This is a genomic window from Pseudomonas sp. NBRC 111131, from assembly GCF_001320525.1.
GTDB classification, from domain to species: Bacteria; Pseudomonadota; Gammaproteobacteria; order Pseudomonadales; family Pseudomonadaceae; genus Aquipseudomonas; species Aquipseudomonas ceruminis.
Window position 1 is genome coordinate 22,760 of record NZ_BCBH01000039.1, and the last position, 24,239, is coordinate 46,998.

The window sequence follows — 24,239 nt, forward strand, 5'->3', positions numbered from 1 at the left end:
AATGACCGACGCCCTGCGCCTGATCCTGGAAGACCAAGACGGCACCCAGCTGGAAACCTCCTGCACCCGTTTTTGCGTGGTCTGGCAAGGCAAGGAAGTGTGGATTCAGCAGGACGGTCGTGGCCAGCTGCTGATCGGTGTGGATGTCGAGGAAGACGACACCGAGTACGCCAACCTGCTGCTGCGCCCGATGGCCACCAACCTGGTCAGCCTGCAACTGGAAATGGAGCCGGCCGATGTGGGCGGCGATGACGACCACGTCCATGGCCCGGACTGCGGCCACCACCACTAAGGAAGCGCCTATGCTCGCCCTTGGCAAATTGCTTGAGCTGACCCTGACCGATCACGAACCGGCCGAGAAGACCCAAGTTACACCCAAGGGCGTGCGTTTGCGCTGGCTGGGGGAAGGCGCGCTTGAAGTACGCCCGCCCGAGCGTGAGGATTGCGGGCTGGACCTGTTGCTGTCGGCCGGCATCCATGGCAACGAAACGGCGCCGATCGAGTTGCTCGAGCGCCTGCTGCACGGTGTGGCCAACGGCAAGGTCCAGCCGCGCGCACGGGTGTTGTTCCTGTTCGGCAACCCTGCCGCAATCCGCAAGGGCGAACGTTTCATCGAGCAGGATATCAACCGCCTGTTCAACGGTCGTCATGAGCTCTCCAGTGGGTTCGAGGCATTGCGTGCCGCTGAGCTTGAACAGTTTGCCCGGGTGTTTTTCAGCAAGCCGGAGCGCACCCGCCTGCATTACGACCTGCACACCGCCATCCGCGGCTCCAAAATCGAACAGTTCGCGCTGTATCCCTATAAAGAGGGGCGTCAGCACTCCCGTCGTGAGTTGGCCCGCCTGGCGGCTGCGGGTATGGAGGCGGTGCTGTTGCAGAGCAAATCCTCGATTACCTTCAGTGCTTTCACCTACGAGCAACTCGATGCCGAGGCCTTCACCCTGGAGCTTGGCAAGGCGCGGCCATTCGGGCAAAACGAACAGGTCAACCTCGACAAGCTGGAAGAACGTCTGATCCAGATCATTGAAGGCACCGAGCCTGAGACCGGCGAGTCGTTGGATGGCCTGAAGCTGTTCAGCGTCGCCCGCGAGATCATCAAACATAGCGAGGACTTTCGCCTGCACTTGCCGGCGGATATCGAAAACTTCTCCGAGCTGAGCAAGGGCTACCTGTTGGCCGAGGACCTGGCCGAGATGCGCTGGGTGGTCGAGGAGGAGGGCGCGCGGATCATCTTCCCCAACCCCAAGGTCAAGAACGGCCTGCGGGCGGGGATTCTGATCGTCCCGGACTCCGGGCAGCGGTTAGGTTGAGCCCTCCTGTCGTTCCTGGCCCTGTGCCGGCTAGGCGGCTGCGCCACCGTTAGCCGCAGGGCAGGGACGTTCGACCCTGATTCATCCATTAATATCTTTTAATTCACCGCCTGTTCCATTTTCCCTTCCCTTGGGCGGTAATTGGCTTGCCAGTGGCGAAAGGCTGCATTTAGCATCAAGGCATGTCATTTTCGTTTGCACCTGCCTGAAAAGCCGTCCAAACGACGCCTTCTATCGCATAAACACACTGCACCGAGTCTGCAGGACCGATATAATGCGGCCCTTTGCCGTCGTTTCGTCGACGCGTTTGCCCCAAGGGCCGCCGTTTCCGTGGAAGAACCTATGAAAAGCGCAGAAATCCGTGAAGCCTTCCTCCGCTTCTTCGAGGAGCAGGGACACACCCGAGTCGCCTCCAGCTCCCTGATTCCGGGCAATGACCCGACCCTGCTGTTTACCAACGCCGGCATGAACCAGTTCAAGGACTGCTTCCTCGGCCAGGAAAAGCGCGCCTATACCCGTGCCGTCAGCAGCCAGAAGTGCGTTCGCGCCGGCGGCAAGCACAACGACCTGGAAAACGTCGGCTATACCGCGCGCCACCACACCTTCTTCGAAATGCTGGGCAACTTCAGCTTCGGCGATTATTTCAAGTGTGACGCGATCACCTTTGCCTGGACCTTCCTGACTTCCGACAAGTGGCTGAACCTGCCCAAGGAAAAGCTCTGGGTTACCGTCTACGCCAGCGACGATGAAGCCTACGACATCTGGACCAAGGAAGTCGGCGTGCCTGCCGAGCGCATGGTGCGCATTGGTGACAACAAAGGCGCTCCGTACGCGTCCGACAACTTCTGGACCATGGGCGACACCGGCCCCTGCGGCCCCTGCACCGAGATCTTCTATGACCACGGCGCCGACATCTGGGGCGGCCCACCCGGCTCGCCGGAAGAAGACGGTGACCGTTACATCGAGATCTGGAACAACGTCTTCATGCAGTTCAACCGCACCGCTGACGGTGTCCTGCACCCGCTGCCAGCCCCGTCGGTGGACACCGGCATGGGCCTTGAGCGCATCAGTGCGGTCATGCAGCACGTGCATTCGAACTACGAGATCGACCTGTTCCAGAACCTGCTGGCCGCTGCCGCCAAGGCCATCGGCTGCAGCAACGACGGCCAGGCATCGCTCAAAGTGGTCGCTGACCACATCCGTTCCTGTGGCTTCCTGATTGCCGATGGCGTGCTGCCGTCCAACGAAGGCCGCGGCTACGTATTGCGCCGCATCATTCGTCGTGCCTGCCGCCACGGCAACAAGCTGGGCGCCAAGGGCAGCTTCTTCTACCAGATCGTCGCCGCCCTGGCTGCCGAGATGGGCGAGGCGTTCCCCGAGCTCAAGAACCAGCAGGCGCACATCGAGCGCGTGCTCAAGGCAGAAGAAGAGCAGTTTGCCAAAACCCTGGAGCAGGGCCTGCGCATCCTCGAGCAGGACCTGGCTCAGCTCAAGGGCAACGTGGTGCCCGGCGACGTGGTGTTCAAGCTGTACGACACCTATGGCTTCCCGATGGACCTGACTGCCGACATCGCCCGTGAGCGCGAGCTGACCATCGACGAGGCCGGTTTCGAACGCGAGATGGACGCCCAGCGTGAGCGTGCTCGTTCCGCCAGCGCCTTCGGCATGGACTACAACAGCCTGGTCAAGGTCGACACCGCCACTGACTTCGTCGGCTACAACGCCACCGAGGGCCAGGGCAAGGTCATCGCCCTGTACAAGGACGGCCAGTCTGTCGACCAACTGGGTGAAGGCGAGGAGGGCGTGGTAGTGCTCGATCGCACACCGTTCTACGCTGAGTCCGGTGGCCAGGTGGGTGATACCGGTTACCTGCAGGCCGGTGCGACGCGCTTTGACGTGCGCGACACCACCAAAACCGGGGGCGCCTTCCTGCATCACGGTGTGGTCGCCAGCGGTGCGCTGGTCATCGGTTCGCCCGTCGAGGCCAAGGTCGATGCCGACGTGCAGCACGCCACCTCGTTGAACCACTCTGCCACCCACCTGCTGCACGAAGCCTTGCGCCAGGTGCTGGGCGATCACGTGCAGCAGAAAGGCTCGCTGGTCGACAGCCAGCGCCTGCGCTTTGACTTCAGCCACTTCGAGGCGCTCAAGCCAGAGCAGATCAAGGCCCTGGAAGACATCGTCAACCGCGAGGTGCGCAAGAACACGCCGGTGGAAACCGAAATCACCGATATCGAAACCGCCAAGCGCAAGGGCGCGATGGCCCTGTTCGGCGAGAAGTACGGCGATACCGTGCGCGTGCTGAGCATGGGTGGCGATTTCTCCGTCGAACTGTGCGGTGGTATTCACGCCAAGCGCACCGGCGATATCAGCCTGTTCAAGATCATCAGCGAAGGCGGCGTGGCCTCGGGCGTGCGCCGTATCGAAGCGGTCACCGGCGCTGCCGCGCTGGCCTACCTGAACGCTGCCGAAGAGCAGGTCAAGGAAGTCGCGCAACTGGTCAAGGGCAACCGTGACAACCTGATCGACAAGCTGTCGGCTGTGCTCGAGCGCAACCGTCAGCTGGAAAAGCAGCTGGAACAGCTGCAGGCCAAGGCCGCCAGCGCCGCCGGGGATGATCTCTCCAACGCGGCTGTTGAGGTCAAGGGTGCCAAGGTCCTCGCCGCCCGCCTGGATGGGCAGGATGGCAAGGCCCTGCTGGCCCTGGTCGATCAGTTGAAGAACAAGCTCGGCCACGCAGTGATCCTGCTGGGCAGCGAGCATGAGGGCAAGGTCGTGCTGGTGGCGGGCGTGACCAAGGACCTCTCCAGCCAACTCAAGGCTGGCGACCTGATGAAACAAGCCGCTGCGGCAGTGGGCGGCAAGGGCGGCGGTCGTCCGGACATGGCTCAGGGTGGCGGCGTCGACGTTGCTGCGCTGGACCAGGCCCTGGCGCTGGCCGTGCCGTTCGCAGAGCAGGGACTTTGAGATGAAGGGGGCTGACGGTCTAGTCATCAGCCCCCTGCATGTTGGATGGTTTTTTTGGGGCCCTGTATGGGCTGAGGCACCATTGAAATGGCGTTGATCGTACAGAAATTTGGCGGCACCTCTGTCGGTTCCATCGAGCGGATCGAGCAGGTTGCCGACAAGGTCAAGAAACACCGTGAAGCGGGCGACGACCTGGTAGTTGTGCTGTCGGCCATGAGCGGCGAAACCAATCGCCTGATCGACCTGGCCAAGCAGATTACCGACCAACCGGTACCGCGTGAGCTGGACGTGATCGTTTCCACCGGCGAGCAGGTCACCATCGCCCTGCTGGCCATGGCCCTGGTCAAGCGTGGTGTGCCGGCGGTGTCCTACACCGGCAACCAGGTGCGTATCCTTACCGACAGCTCGCACAACAAGGCGCGCATCCTGCAGATTGACGACCAGAAGATCCGCGCTGACCTGAAGGCCGGGCGTGTGGTGGTGGTTGCGGGCTTCCAGGGTGTCGATGAGCACGGCAACATCACGACCCTCGGCCGGGGTGGCTCCGACACCACCGGCGTGGCCCTGGCGGCCGCGCTCAAGGCTGACGAGTGCCAGATCTACACCGATGTCGATGGCGTCTACACCACCGATCCTCGTGTCGTGCCGCAAGCGCGTCGCCTGGAGAAGATCACCTTCGAAGAGATGCTGGAAATGGCCAGCCTCGGCTCCAAGGTGCTGCAGATCCGCTCGGTGGAGTTCGCCGGCAAGTACAACGTTCCGCTGCGCGTGCTGCACAGCTTCAAGGAGGGTCCGGGTACCCTCATTACCATTGATGAAGAGGAATCCATGGAACAGCCGATCATTTCCGGTATCGCCTTCAACCGTGATGAAGCCAAGCTGACCATTCGTGGCGTGCCCGATACCCCAGGCGTTGCCTTCAAGATCCTCGGCCCGATCAGCGCCTCGAACATCGAAGTGGACATGATCGTGCAGAACGTCTCGCACGATAACACCACTGACTTCACCTTCACTGTGCACCGCAACGAGTACGAGAAGGCGCACAGCGTGCTGGAAAACACGGCGCGTGAAATCGGTGCCCGTGAAGTGAGCGGCGACACCAAGATCGCCAAGGTGTCGATCGTCGGCGTTGGCATGCGTTCCCACGCGGGCGTTGCCAGCCGCATGTTCGAAGCCCTGGCCAAGGAGAGCATCAACATTCAGATGATCTCCACTTCCGAGATCAAGGTTTCCGTGGTGATCGAAGAGAAGTACCTGGAGCTGGCCGTGCGCGCACTGCACACTGCGTTCGAGCTTGATGCACCTGCCCGACAGGGCGAGTAAGGCGTTGCCTGGAGGGGCGCGGCATAGCCGCGCCCTTCGCGTTTCTGATCGGCACGCAGGCCCTGTCCTGTCGGCGTGACGTTCACCCTGGCCCTGAGTCGTAGTCCATGACCAGGCGCTGCTATTCCCAGACTGTTATCCCTGAATGTTTTGCGTGAGGAGAAAGCTATGTTGATTCTGACTCGTCGGTGTGCCGAGAGCCTGATCATTGGAGACGGCGAGATCACCGTGACGGTGCTTGGCGTCAAGGGCAACCAGGTGCGTATTGGCGTCAGCGCACCCAAGGAAGTGGCTGTTCACCGCGAGGAAATCTACCTGCGGATCAAGAAAGAGAAGGACGAGGAGCCAAGCCTTTAATTTTTTTGAAGTTTTTTTCAAAAAAAGGTTTGCAAACGGGGAAGGCTCTGGTTAATATACGCCCCGTGTTGCGGTGAGGTGGCCGAGTGGCCGAAGGCGCTCCCCTGCTAAGGGAGTATACCTCATAAGGGTATCGGGGGTTCGAATCCCCCCTTCACCGCCATTATTCGCTTAGGGCGCTGTAATCGGTAAGAACGCTAAGTCGTTGAAATTAAACGAAAAAGTTCTTGCTAAAATGATTTAGCGACCTATAATGCGCGGCAAGACACGGACTCATAGCTCAGCTGGATAGAGTACTCGGCTACGAACCGAGCGGTCGGAGGTTCGAATCCTCCTGAGTCCGCCACTTTTGAAGTGGCTTTGTTTACAAGGCGGCTTCAATCAACCAGTGGTAACCTGGTCTAAAACTACCATCACGGACTCATAGCTCAGCTGGATAGAGTACTCGGCTACGAACCGAGCGGTCGGAGGTTCGAATCCTCCTGAGTCCGCCACTTTTGAAGTGGCTCTGCTTGCAAAGCGACTTCAGTCAACCAGTGGTAACCTGGTCTAAAACTACCACCACGGACTCATAGCTCAGCTGGATAGAGTACTCGGCTACGAACCGAGCGGTCGGAGGTTCGAATCCTCCTGAGTCCGCCACACATCAAGAAGCCCGCTCAATTGAGCGGGCTTTTTGCTTTTCAAGATTCACTGTTTTGTCAGTGACGCCCGGCTAGACTTCAATTTGATCGCGCCAGCATGATTTTGCGCGGCCGATGTGTTTTTTCGTTTACAAACGCCGTCGCACTGATGGCTTCGAGCATTGTCATAGCTTTGGCTCGCAAACGATTGTTATGGCCAAAAATTTAAGCGATCTGACAGCTTAGGCAGTGTATGATTGCGCCCGTCAGCCCCGCCGGGGCTTGTGGAATACCACCATGGACTTACCCAGTAGTTACTCACTAATACGTTTCATACAGCTAGATCTGACCGATTGATTCCCCCGGCGTGCTCCGCTGCTGGGAGTGGAGTTCGCCTATGACTGAAGTAGAAGTAAAGAAAGCGCAAGAAAGCCTGCAAGATCGCCTGGCCCAGGTGGTCGAACTGCTGCAGCGTCAACGTGTGGTTGAAGACCTGACCCATCGTCAGGAAGGGCACCATCACGACCGGGTGGAAAACCTCGTCCACCGTCAGAATCTGGTCGAGCTGCAACGCAAGCTCGACGATCTGCACCCTGCCGACATCGCCTACATCCTTGAAGCCTTGCCCCTGGAAGACCGTCTGACGGTCTGGCAGTTGGTGCGCTCGGACCGTGATGGCGACATCCTTCTCGAAGTTTCCGACGCCGTCCGCCAATCGTTGATCGCCGACATGGACGATCACGAGATCCTCGCCGCGGCCAAGGAAATGGACGCCGACGAACTCGCTGACCTGGCGCCTGAGCTGCCGCGTGATGTCGTCCATGAGCTGATGGAAAGCCTCGATGCCCAGCAGCGTGAGCGTGTGCGCTCGGCGCTGAGCTACGACGAGGAGCAGGTCGGTGCGCTGATGGACTTTGAGATGGTCACCATTCGCGAAGATGTCAGCCTTGAAGTGGTGCTGCGCTACCTGCGCCGCCTGAAAGAATTGCCCAACCACACCGACAAGCTGTTCGTGGTGGACTACGACGGCATCCTCAAAGGTGTGCTGCCGATCAAGCGCCTGCTGGTCAACGACCCGGAAAAGAAGGTAGCGGAGGTCATGGCGACCGATCCGGTCTCCTTCCACCCCGATGAGGATGCCTACGACGCGGCTCAAGCCTTCGAGCGTTATGACCTGGTCTCGGCGCCGGTGGTAGACAAGAGCGATCGCCTGATCGGCCGTCTGACCATCGATGAAATGGTCGACCTGATCCGTGAGGAAAGTGAAAGCGAAGTCCTCAACATGGCGGGTCTGCGTGAAGAGGAAGATATCTTCGCCTCGGTCTGGCGTTCGTTGCGCAACCGTTGGGCCTGGCTTGCCATCAACCTGATTACGGCGTTTGTGGCCTCGCGGGTGATCGGCCTGTTCGAAGGTTCGATCGAGAAACTGGTGGCACTGGCGGCGCTGATGCCGATTGTGGCGGGTATTGGCGGCAACTCCGGCAACCAGACGATCACCATGATTGTCCGTGCCATGGCGCTGGATCAGGTATCGCCGGGCAATACCAGCCGGCTGATGCGCAAGGAACTGGCGGTTTCACTGTTGAACGGCCTGATCTGGGGCGGGGTGATCGGTGCGGTGGCGTTCTGGCTGTACGGTAGCTGGTCGTTGGGCCTGGTCATGACCGCAGCGATGACCTTGAACCTGTTGTTGGCGGCGCTTATGGGCGTGTTGATCCCGATGACACTGACGCGCCTGGGGCGCGACCCGGCGATGGGCTCGAGTGTGATGATCACAGCGGTGACCGACAGCGGCGGCTTCTTCATCTTCCTGGGGCTGGCGACGATATTCCTGCTGTAAGCCTGGTTCAGGCAGGGGCTGCGCTGCAGCCCTTGGTACCCAGGCAAGCACAACGAAAAAAGCCAGCTTTCGCTGGCTTTTTCATGCTCGCTTATCGCCTTAGGAGGCGTCGGCGGCCATTTCCACATCGTGAGCGATGAGGGCCACCAGGGCGTTCTGCTGTCGGTGGGACAGTTGGCGGAAGCGCTGAAGCAACTCACGCTCATGCAAGGACAGTTCGGGGCTGTCCAGGCGCATGCTCAGCTCGTCGCCCAACGCGCCTTCCTGGATAAGGCTCTGTTCCAGGCGTGCGATGATTTCGGAGTTCATGCTGCGGTGATGGTTGCGCGCTACCTCGGCAATGCGCTCACGCATTCCGTCTGGCAGGCGGACGACAAACTTGTCAGCGGTGCGGCTGGAATAAATAGCCTGTTTCATTGGGCGCATATAAATTGACCGGTTTTTGGTTCAGGGGAAGCGGTTCTCAAATTGGCCGCACGGGATGGTGGTACGACCGTGGCGACGACAAAATGTTCAACCGACATGAAAAATTGGTGTTCATCTTGCCTCAACGTCGCCGTTTCCTTGGCGTCAATTCTGTGACAAATAGTGAGCCGCATAAAGGCTTTTTGCCAGTACCAATTATCAGAAATGAGCACTGGTTTGAAAAGTTTTACATGCGCACGCTCGACCTACCGTCAGGCCTTTGCCGTCAAAAACCTGTAAAACGCAGCAAAGGTTACAGAAAAACCCTAAAATGCGCGGGTTTCCTTCCGTAGAGCATAGTGGCTATGCAACATGACGCAAGCGCCCGGCGCAACGCCCCTGGTCGCCTCGTATTTCTGGTAGGACCTTCCGGTTCAGGTAAAGATTCCTTGATCGATGCTGCCCGTGAGCAACTGGCCGCCGCTGGCGTCGAGGTGGCGCGTCGTACCATCACCCGTTCCGCCGAAGCCAAAGGTGAGGCGGCCCACAGCGTCTCCCCGGAGCGGTTCGCCGCCTTGCGCGGGGAGGGGGCGTTTTGCATGCACTGGCAAGCCAACGGGCTGGAGTATGGGATCCCAGCGCAGGTCGATCAGTGGCTTATGCAAGGGCGTTGCGTGCTGGTCAATGGTTCCCGGGCGTACCTGCCTGAAGCGCGCCGGCGTTATCCAGGCCTGCTGGCGATAAGCCTGCAGGTAGAGCCCGCGGTACTGCGCCAACGCTTGCTTGCCAGGGGGCGGGAAACGCCCGAGCAAATCGAACAGCGCCTGGCGCGTAATGCCACGTTCCAGGTGGAGGCGGATCAACCGGTGCACCTGCTGGACAACTCCGGGTCGCTGACGGCGGCTGTTGGTAGGTTGATCGCGTTGTTGCGCGAGCAGGGCGGCTGCGCGGTCCAGGATTGAAGCTTGAGAAAAGCCCTACGTGCAAAAAGCCCGATTGAGGCATGACAAACGGCGGCGCGCTGGTTAACATGCACGCCGTCCCGCTACGCGCGGGCGTCTATTCAGTCCCTGTAGTTTAATGGATAGAACGGGGTCCTCCTAAGACTCTGGTGCAGGTTCGATTCCTGCCGGGGACGCCATCTTCCCGAGCCCTGCTCGACGCTGATCGCTCACGCCTGTCACGTCGCTTTCTTCAGCGAGGCGGCCAGCCCTGTCACGCCACCGCTAAATCCCTCTGCCTGCCCCTCGTTTTCTCTGCACAAGGCCGATAAGCGCCCCGTGCGCCCGGTCGAGAGCTTGATGCAACTTTATCGAGGGTCGAAGGATGCTAGCCGCTACCAGCCTCAAGGCGAGTTTGTCGCTGTCCGTAATAGATGAACAGGTACTCCATTCGCGACCACCCCGCACCGTCGGGAGGCAGCCATGAGTGCAGTACGCCAATTGTTCGCCCGGCCCTTGCTGCCAGGCGAGCGTAGCCTGCCGTTGCTGGTGCAGGCGCCCAGCCCGGGGCTGAACCTCATCGAGGCCCTTGCGCCGATTCGCGAGCTGGTGGACCACCACCTGCTCACGGCCGGCGGCCTGCTTTTCCGCGGCTTCGATGTTGGCGGGGCAGAGGCCTTCCGCACGTTCGCCGGGGGCTTCGGCCACCCGTTGCTGAACTACGAGTTCGGTTCCACCCCGCGCAGCAATGTCACCCAGGGCGTTTATACCTCCACCGAATACCCGCCACACCAGAAGATCCCCCTGCACAATGAGCAGGCCTATACCCGCGAATGGCCGATGAAGATCTGGTTCTACAGCATGATCGCCGCCGAAACGGGCGGGGAAACGCCGATTGCCGACAGCCGCGAGGTATTCCGCCGCATCGACCCGCGCATTCACGAGCGTTTCAACCGCCACGGGCTGATGTACGTGCGCAATTTCGGCAACGGCCTGGATGTGCCGTGGGAGCAAGTATTCAACAGCGACGACCCGGCAGTCGTGCAAGCCTATTGCAAGCGCCATGCGATCAGCTGCGAGTGGAAGGACGACGGCGAGCTGCGTACCCGCCAGGTGTGCCAGGCCGTGGCCCGGCACCCGCGTACGGGTGAGGATGTCTGGTTCAACCAGGCCCACCTGTTCCACGTGTCCAACCTGCCGCCCGAAGTGCGCGAAAGCCTGTTGGAAATCGTCGATGAAGAAGACCTGCCGCGTAATGTCTACTACGGCGATGGTTCGCCCATCGAGGATTCGATCCTTGATGAGGTGCGCGGTGTGCTGGACGAATGCACCATTGCCTTCCCGTGGCAGGCGGGCGATGTGCTGATGCTCGACAACATGCTCGCCGCCCATGCACGCAGCAGCTTCACCGGCAAGCGCAAGGTGATCGTGGCCATGGCCGAAGGGCACGGCGCGGGCTGAAAGCCTTGGCGTTCCGGCGGTGGCAGGCGCCGCCGGGATGCCTTGCAGTGCCTCGTGTGCCGTGGAAAACACAGCGGGGCTGTTTTTCCAACGCCTCCTAAATGCAACAGCGAATCATTCGTTCAACAGGTATCGCGGAGCCCATGGCGGCTCCCATCACCGGTTCGGACGACCTATGAGCACCCTCGATCACTCCCACAAGCTGGCTCGCCGCTTCATTGAGCTGCCGCTGGAAAAGCGCCGCATCTTTTTTGCCGCCCTGCGCGACGAGCAAGTCGATTTCACCAGTTATCCCATCCCTGACTGCAGCGGTGTCCCCGGTCGCGATCACCTCTCGTATGCCCAGCAGCGCATGTGGTTTCTCTGGCAGTTGGAGCCCGACAGCGCGGCCTACAACCTGCCAGGTGCGGTACGGCTGCTGGGCAGCCTGAACCGTGCAGCGCTGGATCATGCCTTTGCGGACCTGGTACAGCGCCACGAGTGCCTGCGTACCACGTTCGAGGAAGTCGATGGCCAGGCATTGCAGCGGGTTGGCGAGGACGTGCAGGCGCACGTCCGTCATGTCGACCTGTCCGCCCTGGACGCTGACCAGCGCCTGCAACGCACCCGCGAGGAAGTCGCCCGCGAAGCCGGCCAGCCCTTCGACCTGCAGCGCGGGCCACTGCTGCGCGTCGCGCTGCTGAGCCTCGGCACCGACGAGCAGGTGTTGCTCCTGACCATGCATCACATCATCGCCGACGGCTGGTCGATGAACATCCTCATCGAAGAATTCATGCGCTGCCTGGACGCGCGCACGGCGGGCGCCGAGCCGCAGCTGCCGCCCCTGGCTGTGCAGTACCGGGATTATGCCTTGTGGCAACGCAGTTGGCTGGAGGCCGGCGAGCAGGCACGCCAGCTCGACTACTGGCGCGGCAAACTGGGCGAAGAGCACCTGCCGCTGGAGCTGCCCACCGACCGTCCGCGCCCGGCCCAGCCGAGCCACGCGGGCGCGCGCCTGGAGTTTGCTGTCGATGCCGGGCTGCGTGCCGGCCTCAAGGCCCTGGCCCAGCGTCAGGGCGTGACGCTGTTCGTGGTCCTGCTGGCGGCCTTCAAGAGCCTGCTCTACCGCTACAGCGGTCAGGGAGACATTCGTGTGGGTGGGCTGATTGCCAATCGCAACCGGGGCGAGGTCGAAGGGCTGATCGGCTTCTTCGTCAACACCCAGGTGCTGCGCAGCCAGCTGGACGGGCGCCAGACGTTCGAGCAACTGCTGCAGGCCCTGCGGGTGACGGCCCTTGAGGCGCAGGCTCACCAGGAGTTGCCCTTCGATGCGCTGGTGGAGGCGCTGCAGCCTCACCGCAGCCAGAGCCACAATGCACTGTTCCAGGTGATGTACAACCACCAGCCACTGGTCACCGACATCCAGGGCAAGCGCCTGGGATGCGGCTTGCAACTGGCGCACCTCGAGGCCCGACAGAGCGTTGCCGGCGCCCGCAGCCACGCCGCAGCCAGCGACCTGATGCTTGAAACCCGTGAAGAAGGTGAGCGCCTGCTGGCGGCCTTCACCTACGCCACCGACCTGTTCGATGCCGCGACCGTCGAGCGTATGGCCGACCACTGGCGCAACCTGCTGCACAGCGTGGTGGTCGAGCCGCAGCGGCGCATTGGCGAGCTGCAGTTGCTGGGCGACGAACAGGCGCGTCAACTGCAGGGTTGGGCATTGCGTGCCAACGCCCCGTTGGCGCCCATCCTGGCGCACCGACGCGTTCAGGAACAGGCCGGGCGCACGCCCGAGGCAATCGCCCTGGTGCTGGCCGGTGAAGGCGCGGGCGCTTGCCTGAGTTATGCCGAACTGGAACACCGCAGCAATCGCCTGGCCCATCGCTTGGTGCAGTTGGGCGTTGGCCCAGAAGTGCTGGTCGGCGTTGCCCTGGAGCGGTCCCTGGACATGGGCGTGGCCCTGCTGGCGGTGCTCAAGGCCGGGGGCGCGTATGTGCCTCTGGACCCACAAGCACCCCATGACCGTATTGCCCAGGTCTTCGCCGACAGCGGCCTGCGCCTGCTGCTGACCCAGGCCGCGTTGCTGGAGCAACTGCCCGCAGATGACAGCATCCAGAGCCTGTGCCTGGACCAGGCAGACGCCTGGCTCGACCACCCGCCGCCCCACGCGCCGGAGGTTGACGTCCAGCCCGGTAACCTGGCCTACGTGATCTACACCTCTGGTTCCACTGGCCGGCCCAAAGGCGTTGCCATCAGCCATGGGGCGCTGGCCGAGTTCTGTGTGCTGGCCACGGACTATTCGCGCCTGACCCCGGATGACCGGGTGCTGCAGTTCGCCACCTGCAGTTTCGATGGCTTTGTCGAACAGTTCTACCCGCCGCTTTGCGTGGGGGCTCGGGTGGTGCTACGCGACAATCGGCTGTGGGACAGTGCCAGCTTTCAGCAGGCGTTGGACACCCATGGCATTACCGTGGCCGACCTGCCGGCGGCCTACTGGCACATGCTGGTGCAGGATTACGCCCGTGGCACCCCGCAGGCCTTCGCTGCGCTGCGCCAGGTACATGTCGGTGGCGAGGCCATGGCGGTGGATGGCCTTGATCTGTGGCACCGCGCCGGGCTGTCCGGGGTACGCCTGCTCAACACCTATGGCCCGACCGAGGCCACGGTGGTTTCCAGCATCCACGACTGCACTGCGCTGGCCTCCAAGGATGTCGCCTGGCGCGGTATTCCCATCGGCCAAGGCCTGGCCGGGCGCCGGTTGTACATTCTCGACGGCGAACTGCAGGCAGTACCTGCAGGCGCCATCGGCGAACTCTACATCGGCGGGCCGGGCCTGGCGCGGGGCTATCACGGCCAGCCGGCGTTGAGCGCCGAACGCTTCCTGCCCGACCCGCAGGTACCCGGCGAGCGGCTTTACCGCACCGGTGACCGAGCCCGTTTCGACGCTACTGGCGCCATCGAGTACATCGGCCGCGTCGATCATCAGGTCAAGGTGCGCGGTTTTCGCATCGAGCTGGGCGAAATCGAAATGCGCCTGCAGCAATGCCCTGGTGTGCGCGAGGCGGCGGTGCTGGCACTGGACATGGCCGGTGGCCGACAACTGGTCGGCTATGTCGTCACCGACGCCGACGGCACCCACCCTGAGGTGCAGCGCCAGGCCGTGCGCGATGCGCTGCGCGCCAGCCTGCCCGACTACATGGTGCCTTCGCACCTGGTGATGCTCGAGCACCTGCCCCTGACCCCCAGCGGCAAGCTCGACCGCAAAGCGTTGCCCGAGCCCGACCCAAGCCAGTTGCAAGCCCATTACCGCGCACCTGCCAGCGCGCTGGAGCAGCGCCTGGCCGGCATCTGGATGGAGGTGCTGCACGTACCCCGCGTCGGGCTTGACGACAGCTTCTTCGATCTGGGCGGGCACTCGCTGCTGGCCGCCCAGGTCATCGCCCGGATCAAGTCCGAGCTCGGTATCGCGCTCCCCATGCGCAGCCTTTTCGAGCGCCCACACCTGCAGGCGCTGGCGCAGGAGTTGGAGGCCCTTGGCGGCAGCGCCGACGAAGATTGGGCCGACATGGAAGCGTTCATGAATTCACTGGAGGAGGTTTGAGCATGACCCGAAACACTACGCTGCGTATCGCCGAGAAGTTCATCGGGTTGCCGCTCGAACAACGTCGCCAGTTCCTCGCCAAGATGCGCCAGGACGGCAAGGATTTCGGCCTGCTGCCGATCCCGGTGAGCCGCCACGGCCTTGAGGCCATTCCACTGTCCTACGCCCAACAGCGCCTGCTATTTCTTTGGCAGCTTGACCCGCAGAGCGCCGCCTACAACATGGCTGCCGGTCTACGCCTGCGCGGTGACTTGGACGAAGGGCGTCTGCAGCGTGCCTTCGATGGGCTGGTCGAGCGCCACGAAGCGTTGCGCACCGTGTTTCAGGTCGATGGCGAACAGCCGTTGCAACGGGTGCTGCCGGCCGAACCTCTGGCCCTGAACCACGTCGACCTGCGTGCCAGCGCCGAGCCCGAGGTCGAGCTGGCGCGCCAGGTGGAAGAGGAAGTGGGGCGCCCGTTCGACCTGCTGCAGGGTCCGCTGCTGCGCGCCAGCCTGTTCCGCCTTGGCCAGGATGAACGCGTGCTGGTGGTGTGCATGCACCACATCGTTTCCGATGGCTGGTCGATGGACGTGATGGTCCGCGAGTTCGTGCAGTGCTACCAAGCCGGCGCCCAGCACTTGCCGGCGCTGCCATTGCAGTACGCCGACTACGCCATCTGGCAGCGTCGCTGGCTGGAAGCCGGGGAGGGCGAGCGCCAATTGCAGCACTGGCGCGAGCAGTTGGGTGAGGAGCACACGCTGTTGGACGTGGCGGCCGACTTTCCGCGGCCACCGGTGCAGAGCCTGCAAGGCGAGACGCTCACGTTCGATTTTGGCGTGGCCCTCTCCCAGCGCCTGCGCGACACGGCGCGCGCCCAGGGCGTGACCTTGTTCATGCTGATGTTGGCGGGCTACGCGCTGTTTCTGTCGCGCCATTCTGGCCAACGCGACATCCGCATCGGTGTGCCCAACGCCAACCGTGGGCGCGAGGAGGTCGAGGGGCTGATCGGCTTCTTCGTCAACACTCAGGTGCTGCGCTGCAATATTGACGAGCGCCTGTCGTTGCGCGAACTGCTGGCTCAGGTGCGCGAAGCCACCTTCGCCGCTCAAGCCAACCAGGAGTTGCCTTTCGAACAACTGGTGGAAGTGCTCGCCCCTGAGCGCAGCCTGGGCCACAACCCGTTGTTCCAGGCCAAGTTCAATCAGAACGTCGGTGTGCAGAAGCAGACGGCGCTGCAACTGCCGGGCCTGGCGGTCAGCGAGTACTCATTGCGCAAGGAAGGCACCCACTTCGATCTGGCACTGGACATCACCGACGATGGCAACGTGGTGCACGGTGAAATGACCTATGCCAGCGACCTGTACCGCCGGGCCACCATCGAAGGTTTCATGACCTCGCTACGCGCGCTGTTCGAGGCGTTGCTGGAGCGGCCAGACGTGCCGTTGCACGCACTGGTCGATATGCCTGCCCCGGTCGTCGCGCAGCGCCAAGTGCAACCGGCCCTGGTGTTGCAGCGCTGGGACGAGCAGGTACGCCGGCACCCCGAGGCCCTGGCTGCAGTGTACGCTGACAACCGCTTGAGCCATGCCGAACTGGATCGCCGCGCCAACCGCCTGGCCCACCACTTGCGCGACCGTGGTGTGACTGCCGGCACGCCGGTGGCCGTGCTGATGGAGCGCTCGCTGGACTGGCTGGTCTGCCTGCTGGGTGTGCTCAAGGCTGGCGGTGTTTATATGCCGCTGGACATCAAGGCCCCGGTCGAGCGCCTGCAAGGCATGCTGCAGCGCAGCGCCGCTGCCGTGCTGCTGTGCGATGCCGGGGAAACGCGCCAGCAGGTACTGGCCGGCACAGGTTGCACGGTGCAACCGTACCTTCCAGAACAGTGGGCCTCGCGCCCGGTCGATACGCCGCAAGGTGCCGTCTTGCCCGACGCGCCGGCGTATGTCATCCACACCTCCGGCTCCACCGGGCAACCCAAAGGGGTCGTGGTCAGCCACGGCGCCCTGGCCAGCTATGTCGACGGCCTGTTGCAGCGGCTGGACCTGGCGGCGGATGCGAGCATGGCGCTGGTCTCCACCATTGCTGCCGACCTGGGCCACACCGTGTTGTTTGGCGCCCTGTGCTCCGGGCGTGCCTTGCACGTACTGCCTGAGGCGCTGGGTTTCGATCCCGACGCGTTCGCCGCTTACATGGCCGAACAGCGCATCGGCGTGCTGAAAATCGTCCCGAGCCACCTTAACGGCCTGCTGCAGGCGGCGAACGCCGCTGATGTGCTGCCCGCCCATGCCTTGATCGTCGGCGGCGAGGCCTGCTCCACCGCGCTGTACCAGAAAGTGCGTGAGCTCAAGCCGGGCTGTCGTTTCATCAACCATTACGGCCCGAGCGAAACCACCGTCGGCGTGCTCACCCACGAGCTGCACGGCGAGCCAGGCCAAGGCATCCCGCTGGGCCAGGCGCTGCCGGGTGCCAGTGTGCGGGTGCTGGACGATGTGCTGAACCCCATCCCCGAGCGCGTCGCCGGCGAGCTGTACATCGGCGGCGCCAGCCTGGCGCAGGGCTATCTGGGCCAGGCTGCACTGACCGCCGAGCGCTTCGTGCCCGACCCCTTCGGTGAGCCTGGCGCCCGGCTGTACCGCAGTGGCGACCGCGTGCGCCGCGACAGCGAGGGGCTGTTGCACTTCCTGGGACGGGGCGACGATCAGGTCAAGATCCGTGGCTACCGTGTCGAGCCAGGGGAGGTGGCCCGCGTGCTGCGCAGCCTGGCAGGCGTGCAGGACGCCGTGGTGCTGGCAGTGCCCCAGGGCGATGACCCGGCGCCGTTGCAACTGGTGGGCTGGTGTGTGCCGGGCGATGCTGGGCTCAGCGCCCAAGCCCTGCGTGAGCAACTGCAAACACTGCTGCCGGACTACCTGGTGCCGGCGCACCTGCTGCTGCTTGAGCGTCTGCCGCTGACTGCCAACGGCAAGCTGGACCGCCGCGCCTTGCCGTCGCCGCAGGTGCAGCTCAAGCGCCATGTGGCGGCGGGCACACCTGTGGAAGAACAACTGCTAGCCATCTGGCAAGCCGTGCTCAAACGCGATGACATCGGCGTTGAAGACAACTTCTTCGAGCTGGGCGGAGACTCCATCCTCAGCCTGCAGATCATCGCCCGGGCCAAACGCCAGGGCATCAAACTGAGCCCGCGTCAGTTGTTCGAGAAACAGACCATCGCCCAGCTGGCGCAGGTCGCCAAGATCGACACCGCCAAGGCCAAACCCCGCGTCGCGTCCCAGGTCAGCGGCGCGATGCCGCTGCTGCCCGTGCAACTGCGCTTCTTTGACATGGCCTTGGCGCAGCCTGGGCACTACAACCAGGCGGTGATGCTGCAACCACGCCAGGCACTGTCGGCCAATGTCGTCGAACAGGCGCTGGGGCTGTTGCTCTCCCAGCATGACGCGCTGCGCCTGGCCTTCAACCAGCAGGACGGTCACTGGCACGCCGAGCACCGCGAGGGGGTGCCGAGCGGCCTGCTGTGGCACCGTCAGGTAGCGGATGCCGCGCAGGTGCAGGCGATCGCTGATCAAGCACAGCGCAGCCTTGACCTGGCCCAGGGTCCCCTGCTGCGCGCAGTGTTGTTCGACCTCGCCGAAGGCGGGCAGCGCCTGTTGCTGGTGATCCACCACCTGGTGGTCGATGGGGTGTCCTGGCGCATACTGCTGGAAGACTTGGAGCAGGCGTGCGCCGCGCTGCAGGCAGGCCGGACGCCGGTGCTGGCGGAAAAAAGCACGGCGTTCAAGGCGTGGGCCGAGCGCCTGGTTGCCTGGGCCAGCGAGCCGGCGCGCGCTGGCGAACTGGCCTACTGGCAAGCGACACTCGGTGGGCATAAGGCTGACCTGCCAGGTGCTCACAGCGATGCTGGGCTACAGGCCCGCCACGCGCGCACCGTGCACTGCCGGCTGGATGGCGAAACCACCCGCCGCCTGCTGCAGCAGGCGCCAGCCGCGTACCGCACCCAGGTCAACGACCTACTGCTCACTGCCCTGGCGCGAGTGCTGTGCCGCTGGACTGGGCAGCGCAGCGCGCTGGTGCAGCTTGAAGGCCATGGCCGCGAAGACCTGTTCGACGGTGTGGACCTGAGCCGCACCCTGGGCTGGTTTACCACCCTGTTCCCGGTGGCGCTGACGCCGGCCGATGACCTGGCGGCCTCGATCAAGGCGGTCAAGGAACAACTGCGCGGCGTACCCGAGCGGGGTATTGGCCATGGCGTGCTGCGTTACCTGGGCAATACCGAACAACGTGCTGCCTTGCAAGCGTTGCCTCAGGCACGGGTAACCTTCAACTACCTCGGCCAGTTCGACCAGGGTTTTGCGGACGATCGCCTGTTCGCGCCGGCCAGTGAAAGCGTGGGCGCTACCCAGTGCGACGATGCACCGCTGGGCAATTGGTTGAGCGTCAACGGCCAGGTACTGGGTGGCGAGCTGGAGTTGGGCTGGACCTTCAGCCAGGAAATGTTCGATGAGCCGGCCATCGCCGCCCTGGCTGCGGACTACGCGCAGGAACTGGCTGCGCTGGTCGAGCACTGTCTCGACAGCCAGGCAGGCGGTGCGACCCCCGCTGACTTCCCGCTGGCCGGCCTGACCCAGGCGCAGCTCGACGCGTTGCCCCTGGACCTGCGTGAGGTTGAGGATATCTACCCGCTGTCGCCCATGCAGGAAGGGCTGCTGATGCACACCCTGCTGGAGCCGGGCTCGGGTATCTACATGATGCAGTACTGCTACAGCGTCGAAAGCGAGATCGACCCTGCACGCTTCGCCCAAGCCTGGCAAGGGGTCGCTCAGCGTCACGATGCGTTGCGCACCACCTTCTCCTGGACAGTCGGTGAGCGCCTGCTGCAGATCGTGCGCCATACCGCGCAGCCTGACGTGCAACTGCACGACTGGCGTGATGTGCCAACCCGCGAGCACGAGGGCAAGTTGCGTGACATGCTGGCCCAAGAGCGGCGCCAGGGCTTTGACCTGCAAGGGGCGGTGCCCATGCGCCTGCGCCTGATCCAGCTGGGCGATCGGCGCTTCGGGTTCGTCCTGAGCAACCACCATATTCTGATCGACGCCTGGTGCCGTTCATTGCTGGTGGACGAATTCTTCGAGCTCTACGCCGCCCTGGGCGAGCAGCGCCAGGCCCGCTTGGCACCGGCTTCGCGCTATGCCGATTTCATCAGCTGGCTGAACCGCCAGGACCTGCCGGTTTCCCAACGGTTGTGGCGCGAGCAACTGGCCGGCTTCGAGCAGCCCACCGGGCTGCCGTTCGACCGACAGCCGGTGAAGGACGCCGGGCACTCGTCGATCGGTGACCTGCATACCCGCCTTGACCGGCAGCAGGGCCGTCACCTGCGGGAGCTGGCCCAGCGTCACCAGTTGACCGTCAACACCTTCGTCCAGGCCGCCTGGGCGCTGGTGCTGCACCGCTACAGCGGTGCACGTGACGTGGTCTATGGGGTGACAGTGGCGGGGCGGCCGGTGGACATGCCGGACATGCAGCGCACCGTAGGCCTGTTCATCAACAGCATTGCGCTGCGTGTCCGCCTGCCAGGCATCGACAGCGACACAACGGTACGCAGCTGGCTGCAAGCGCTGTTCGCGCTCAACCTGCGCCTGCGCGAGCACGAGCACCTGCCCTTGGTGGAGATTCAGGCCTGCAGCGAAATCGGCAAAGGCCAGTCGCTGTTCGACAGCCTCTTCGTGTTCGAGAACGCGCCGATCGAGGACGGTGTGATGAACCAGGTGCAAAACCTGAACATCAGTTCCGACTCTGGGCGCACCCACACCAACTACCCGATGACCGTGGTCATCTACCCGGGTGATGAGCTGGGCCTGCACCTGTCGTACGATCGGCGCTGGTTCGACGAAGCCACCGTGAGTCAGCTGCTGGCCGACTTCAAGCGCCTGCTGCTGGCGCTGGGGTCGCAATTCGAAGCCCGTTTCGATGCCTTGCCGCTGCTGGGCACGCCAGAGCGCGAACACCTGCTCGAGGCTTGCAACCACTCGCAACGCAGCTACCCGCTGCACGATGGCTACCCACGCCTGTTCGAAGCCCAGGCGGCGCAGCATCCTCAGCGTATCGCCGCCAGTTGCCAGGGGCAGCATTGGTCCTATCAGCAACTCGACTCGCTGGGTAACGGCATGGCCAACGCGCTGCTGGCGGCGGGCGTGCAGCCCGACCAGTGCGTGGCCCTGCTCGCCGAGCGGAGCTTGCCGCTGCTGGGCATGATCCTGGGTACCCTCAAGGCGGGCGCCGGCTATTTGCCGCTGGATCCGCACCTGCCGGCCCAGCGGCTGCGTCACATCCTTACCCTCAGCCGGGCACCGGTGCTGGTTTGCAGCGAGGCGTGCCTGCCGGCGTTGACGCCGCTGCTGGCTGAGGTGGACGAGGCGGCGCGCCCGCGCCTGCTGGTGTGGGAGCACCTGCAACAGGGCCACGCCGTTGTCGCGCCGTGCCTGCCAATCGGCCCGCACCACCTGGCCTATGTGATCTACACCTCAGGCTCAACCGGTGCGCCCAAAGGGGTGATGGTGGAGCAGGCGGGCATGCTCAACAACCAACTGAGCAAATTGCCCTACCTGGCGTTGGGCATGGACGACGTGATTGCCCAGACCGCCTCCCAGAGCTTCGATATCTCCGTGTGGCAATTCCTCACCGCCGGCTTGTGTGGCGCGCGGGTGGAGATCGTCCCGGACCTCATTGCCCATGACCCCGAGGCGTTGTTGCGGCACGTCAATTCAGCGGGGATCACGGTGCTGGAGAGCGTGCCTTCGCTGATTCAGGGCATGCTCGATGCCGAGCCGATCGCCCTGCCGGGCCTGCGCTGGATGCTGACCACCGGTGAGGCGATGCCGCCCGAGTTGGCGCGGCGCTGGCTGCAGCGTTACCCGCAGATTCCCTTGATCAACGCCTACGGGCCGGCCGAGTGCTCCGACGATGTGTCACTGACCCGCGTCGGCGAGGCGGACACTGGCAACACGTACCTGCCGATCGGCTTGCCTACCGACAATAACCAGCTGCATGTGCTGGACGGCCAGCTGGACCTGGTCTGCACACGGGCGGTGGGTGAGCTGTGCATCAGCGGCACCGGCGTCGGCCGGGGCTACGTCGGCGACCCGGTGCGCACCGCGTTGAGCTTTGTCCCCGACCCCTACGCCCGTGTGCCAGGCCAGCGTCTGTACCGCTCCGGCGACTTGGTGCGGCGGCGCCCGGATGGGGTGCTGGAGTACGTCGGCCGCGCCGACCACCAGGTGAAGATCCGCGGATTCCGCATTGAGCTGGGTGAGATCGAGGCGCGCATCCGCGAACAGGAAGGGGTTCGCGATATCGCCGTGCTTGCCCAGGACCTGGCCGTTGGCCGCCACCTGGTGGCCTACCTGGTCGCCGACGCTGCATCGTGGGGCCTACGGGGCGACAGCGAGGACGACCAGCGCACCCTGCGTGAAGCGCTCAAGGCCGCGCTGCGCCGGCAGTTGCCGGACTACATGGTGCCACTGCACTGGGTGCTGCTGCCGAGCATGCCGCTCAACGCCAACGGCAAGCTCGACCGCAAAGCCTTGGCCCAACTCGACACCCGCCAGTTGCTGGCGGACTACGAGGCGCCCCGCAGCGAACTGGAGCAACAGCTGGCCGCCATTTGGAGCGAGCTGCTGCAGGTCGAGCGCGTCGGGCTGAAAGACAATTTCTTCGAGTTGGGCGGCCATTCGCTGCTGCTGGTGCGGGTGATCTCGCGCCTGAAAAACGAACTGGGCATCGAATTGCCAATGCAGGACTTCTACACGGCCACCTCTATCGAGGAGCTGGCAGCGTTGATCGACAAACATGGGGAGCAGGGCGGGATGGAAGACGATTTCGATGCAATTTTCGCGGCGCTGGATGAACTGGAGGCCAGCAATGCTTAAGCAGGAGTCGTCGCAGGTACAGGCACTGGTGGCGCGCATCCAGGGGCTGGATCACGAGCGCCGCAAGGCGCTGTTCCGTCTACTGGCGCAAAAAGGGGTCAACCTTGCCAGGCTGCCCATCGTGCCGCTCACCGAGCGGGATGGTCTACCACTGTCCTATGCCCAGCAGCGCCAATGGTTCCTCTGGCAGTTGGAGCCGCAGAGTGCCGCCTACAACATGCCCACGGCGCTGCGTCTGAAGGGCCAGCTGGACCTTCAGGCGCTGCGCAGCAGCTTCGAAGCGCTGGTGGCCCGGCACGAGCCGCTGCGCACCACATTCGTGGTACAGCAAGGCCAGCCGCGCCAGCACATTCATGCCCAGGGGCAGATCGCGTTCGTGCGCGAGGCGCTGCCAGGGGCGGACGAGGCCCAACTGCGGGCAGTCATCGGCGAGGAAGTGCAACGGCCGTTCGACCTGGAGCACGGCCCGCTACTGCGGGTAAAGCTGTGGGAAGTGGGGCAAGCCGAGCATGTGCTGGTGCTGACCCAGCACCACATCGTTTCCGATGGCTGGTCGATGCAATTGATGGTCGAGGAGCTGATTGCCCACTACCAGGCGTACTGCCAAGGGCGCGACGCGGGGTTGGCGCCGTTGGCCATCCAGTACGCCGATTATGCGGCCTGGCAACGGCAGTGGATGGAAGCGGGCGAACGCGACCGCCAGTTGGCCTACTGGACCGGCCAACTGGGTGGCGAGCAGCCTTTGCTGGAGTTGCCGGCGGACCGGTCGCGTCCGGCGCTGCGCAGTGCCAATGGCGCCCGCTTCACCCTGGCGCTCGACAGCGCGCTGTTCGCCAGCCTCAAGCAACTGGCGCAGCGCGAAGGCTGCTCGCCGTTCATGCTGCTGCTGGCGTCTTTCCAATGGCTGTTGCAGCGTTACTGCGGGCAGAGCGATATCCGTGTAGGCGTGCCCACGGCCAACCGCAACCGTGCCGAAACCGAACGTCTGCTGGGCTTTTTCGTCAACACCCAGGTGCTGCGTGGGTATGTGGACAACGATGCATCCTTCATCGACCTGCTGCAGCAGGCCCGTGACGTGGCATTGGCCGCCCAGGCCCATCAGGACCTGCCGTTCGAACAGCTGGTCGATGCCCTGCAGCCCGAGCGCAACCTCAGCCATAGCCCGCTGTTCCAGGTCATGTTCAACTACCAGGTGAGTGCGGGCGAAACCGGCCTGGCCGCTGTGCTGCCGGGTCTTACCGTAGAGCCCATGCAGTGGGTGATGGCCACCACCCAGTTCGACCTGAGCCTGGACTGCACCGAGCATCCAGGTGGCCTGAGCGCGTCGCTGATCTACTCCACCGACCTGTTCGATGCCGCGCGCATCGAGCGCATGGCAGCGCACTGGCAGAACCTCCTGGCCGCGGCCATCCAGGCGCCCCATGCCCGTCTGGGCGATGTGCCGATGCTCACCGCCAGCGAGCATCAACGCGCTATCAGCGGCTGGAACCAGACCGGGCGCAAGTACCCTGGCACGCCCTATGTGCACCAG

The 24,239-nt window shown here is 63.6% G+C and carries 11 protein-coding genes, 5 tRNA genes and 2 pseudogenes; 17 read left to right on the forward strand and 1 reads right to left on the reverse strand.

Annotated features, from left to right (window positions below):
• Position 1: 1 nt before the first annotated feature.
• The 10 genes from APH34_RS24640 to mgtE all read left to right on the forward strand — a co-directional run bounded on the left by APH34_RS24640 (position 2) and on the right by mgtE (position 8,420).
• The gene (locus tag APH34_RS24640; protein ID WP_054903355.1) at positions 2 to 292 is read left to right on the forward strand and encodes a hypothetical protein; all 291 of its coding nucleotides are present in this window, start codon (positions 2 to 4) and stop codon (positions 290 to 292) included.
• Positions 293 to 302: 10 nt separating this feature from the next.
• Positions 303 to 1,310, forward strand: coding sequence for a succinylglutamate desuccinylase (gene astE / locus APH34_RS24645; RefSeq protein WP_054903356.1), 1,008 nt, complete (start codon positions 303 to 305; stop codon positions 1,308 to 1,310).
• Positions 1,311 to 1,652: 342 nt separating this feature from the next.
• Entirely contained in the window at positions 1,653 to 4,277 is a 2,625-nt protein-coding gene (gene alaS, locus APH34_RS24650; protein WP_054903357.1) for an alanine--tRNA ligase, read from the forward strand.
• Positions 4,278 to 4,364: 87 nt separating this feature from the next.
• A complete protein-coding gene (locus APH34_RS24655; RefSeq protein ID WP_054903358.1) occupies positions 4,365 to 5,600 on the forward strand; it encodes an aspartate kinase in 1,236 nt (411 codons plus the stop codon).
• 168 nt (positions 5,601 to 5,768) lie between these two features.
• On the forward strand, positions 5,769 to 5,957 hold the full coding sequence (gene csrA, locus APH34_RS24660) for a carbon storage regulator CsrA (protein WP_003254503.1): 189 nt from the start codon (positions 5,769 to 5,771) through the stop codon (positions 5,955 to 5,957).
• A gap of 72 nt (positions 5,958 to 6,029) precedes the next feature.
• A tRNA-Ser gene (locus APH34_RS24665) sits at positions 6,030 to 6,120 on the forward strand.
• Positions 6,121 to 6,226: 106 nt separating this feature from the next.
• Positions 6,227 to 6,303 (forward strand) — tRNA-Arg (locus APH34_RS24670).
• A 71-nt stretch (positions 6,304 to 6,374) separates the two neighbouring features.
• Positions 6,375 to 6,451 (forward strand) — tRNA-Arg (locus tag APH34_RS24675).
• A 71-nt stretch (positions 6,452 to 6,522) separates the two neighbouring features.
• Positions 6,523 to 6,599: transfer RNA gene (locus tag APH34_RS24680), tRNA-Arg, on the forward strand.
• Positions 6,600 to 6,977: 378 nt separating this feature from the next.
• Positions 6,978 to 8,420, forward strand: coding sequence for a magnesium transporter (gene mgtE, locus APH34_RS24685; RefSeq protein WP_054903359.1), 1,443 nt, complete (start codon positions 6,978 to 6,980; stop codon positions 8,418 to 8,420).
• A gap of 99 nt (positions 8,421 to 8,519) precedes the next feature.
• On the opposite strand, the gene APH34_RS24690 is transcribed toward mgtE, so the two are convergent.
• Positions 8,520 to 8,846 carry an Arc family DNA-binding protein gene (locus tag APH34_RS24690; RefSeq protein WP_003254499.1) on the reverse strand — a complete coding sequence of 109 codons (327 nt, stop codon included), beginning with the start codon at positions 8,844 to 8,846 and terminating at the stop codon, positions 8,520 to 8,522.
• A 344-nt stretch (positions 8,847 to 9,190) separates the two neighbouring features.
• Between APH34_RS24690 and phnN the strand changes: the two genes are divergently transcribed.
• From phnN to APH34_RS24720, 7 genes and pseudogenes are all read left to right on the forward strand, one after another.
• Positions 9,191 to 9,787 carry a phosphonate metabolism protein/1,5-bisphosphokinase (PRPP-forming) PhnN gene (gene phnN, locus APH34_RS24695; RefSeq protein ID WP_054903360.1) on the forward strand — a complete coding sequence of 199 codons (597 nt, stop codon included), beginning with the start codon at positions 9,191 to 9,193 and terminating at the stop codon, positions 9,785 to 9,787.
• A gap of 104 nt (positions 9,788 to 9,891) precedes the next feature.
• Positions 9,892 to 9,966, forward strand: a tRNA-Arg gene (locus APH34_RS24700).
• A gap of 283 nt (positions 9,967 to 10,249) precedes the next feature.
• On the forward strand, positions 10,250 to 11,227 hold the full coding sequence (locus APH34_RS24705) for a TauD/TfdA family dioxygenase (RefSeq protein WP_054903361.1): 978 nt from the start codon (positions 10,250 to 10,252) through the stop codon (positions 11,225 to 11,227).
• 175 nt (positions 11,228 to 11,402) lie between these two features.
• Positions 11,403 to 14,807 (forward strand): non-ribosomal peptide synthetase, encoded by a 3,405-nt coding sequence (locus APH34_RS24710; RefSeq protein WP_054903362.1) that lies wholly within the window; start codon positions 11,403 to 11,405, stop codon positions 14,805 to 14,807.
• Between the two features lie 83 nt (positions 14,808 to 14,890).
• Positions 14,891 to 22,312: pseudogene (locus APH34_RS24715) on the forward strand (amino acid adenylation domain-containing protein); the annotation flags it as partial.
• Between the two features lie 87 nt (positions 22,313 to 22,399).
• A pseudogene (locus APH34_RS30445) lies at positions 22,400 to 22,708 on the forward strand (phosphopantetheine-binding protein); the annotation flags it as partial.
• Positions 22,701 to 24,239 (forward strand): condensation domain-containing protein (locus APH34_RS24720; RefSeq protein ID WP_256215926.1); only part of this gene is annotated, 1,539 nt, incomplete at its 3' end. The pseudogene APH34_RS30445 and the gene APH34_RS24720, both read left to right, overlap by 8 nt.

Bases quoted from the DNA above. Each gene is read 5' to 3' on its own strand.
- APH34_RS24690 (WP_003254499.1), bottom strand. From the start codon at position 8,846: ATGCGCCCAATGAAACAGGCTATTTATTCCAGCCGCACCGCTGACAAG.
- mgtE (WP_054903359.1), top strand. From the start codon at position 6,978: ATGACTGAAGTAGAAGTAAAGAAAGCGCAAGAAAGCCTGCAAGATCGC.
- APH34_RS24705 (WP_054903361.1), top strand. From the start codon at position 10,250: ATGAGTGCAGTACGCCAATTGTTCGCCCGGCCCTTGCTGCCAGGCGAG.
- APH34_RS24710 (WP_054903362.1), top strand. From the start codon at position 11,403: ATGAGCACCCTCGATCACTCCCACAAGCTGGCTCGCCGCTTCATTGAG.
- APH34_RS24655 (WP_054903358.1), top strand. From the start codon at position 4,365: ATGGCGTTGATCGTACAGAAATTTGGCGGCACCTCTGTCGGTTCCATC.
- APH34_RS24640 (WP_054903355.1), top strand. From the start codon at position 2: ATGACCGACGCCCTGCGCCTGATCCTGGAAGACCAAGACGGCACCCAG.
- csrA (WP_003254503.1), top strand. From the start codon at position 5,769: ATGTTGATTCTGACTCGTCGGTGTGCCGAGAGCCTGATCATTGGAGAC.
- astE (WP_054903356.1), top strand. From the start codon at position 303: ATGCTCGCCCTTGGCAAATTGCTTGAGCTGACCCTGACCGATCACGAA.
- alaS (WP_054903357.1), top strand. From the start codon at position 1,653: ATGAAAAGCGCAGAAATCCGTGAAGCCTTCCTCCGCTTCTTCGAGGAG.
- phnN (WP_054903360.1), top strand. From the start codon at position 9,191: ATGCAACATGACGCAAGCGCCCGGCGCAACGCCCCTGGTCGCCTCGTA.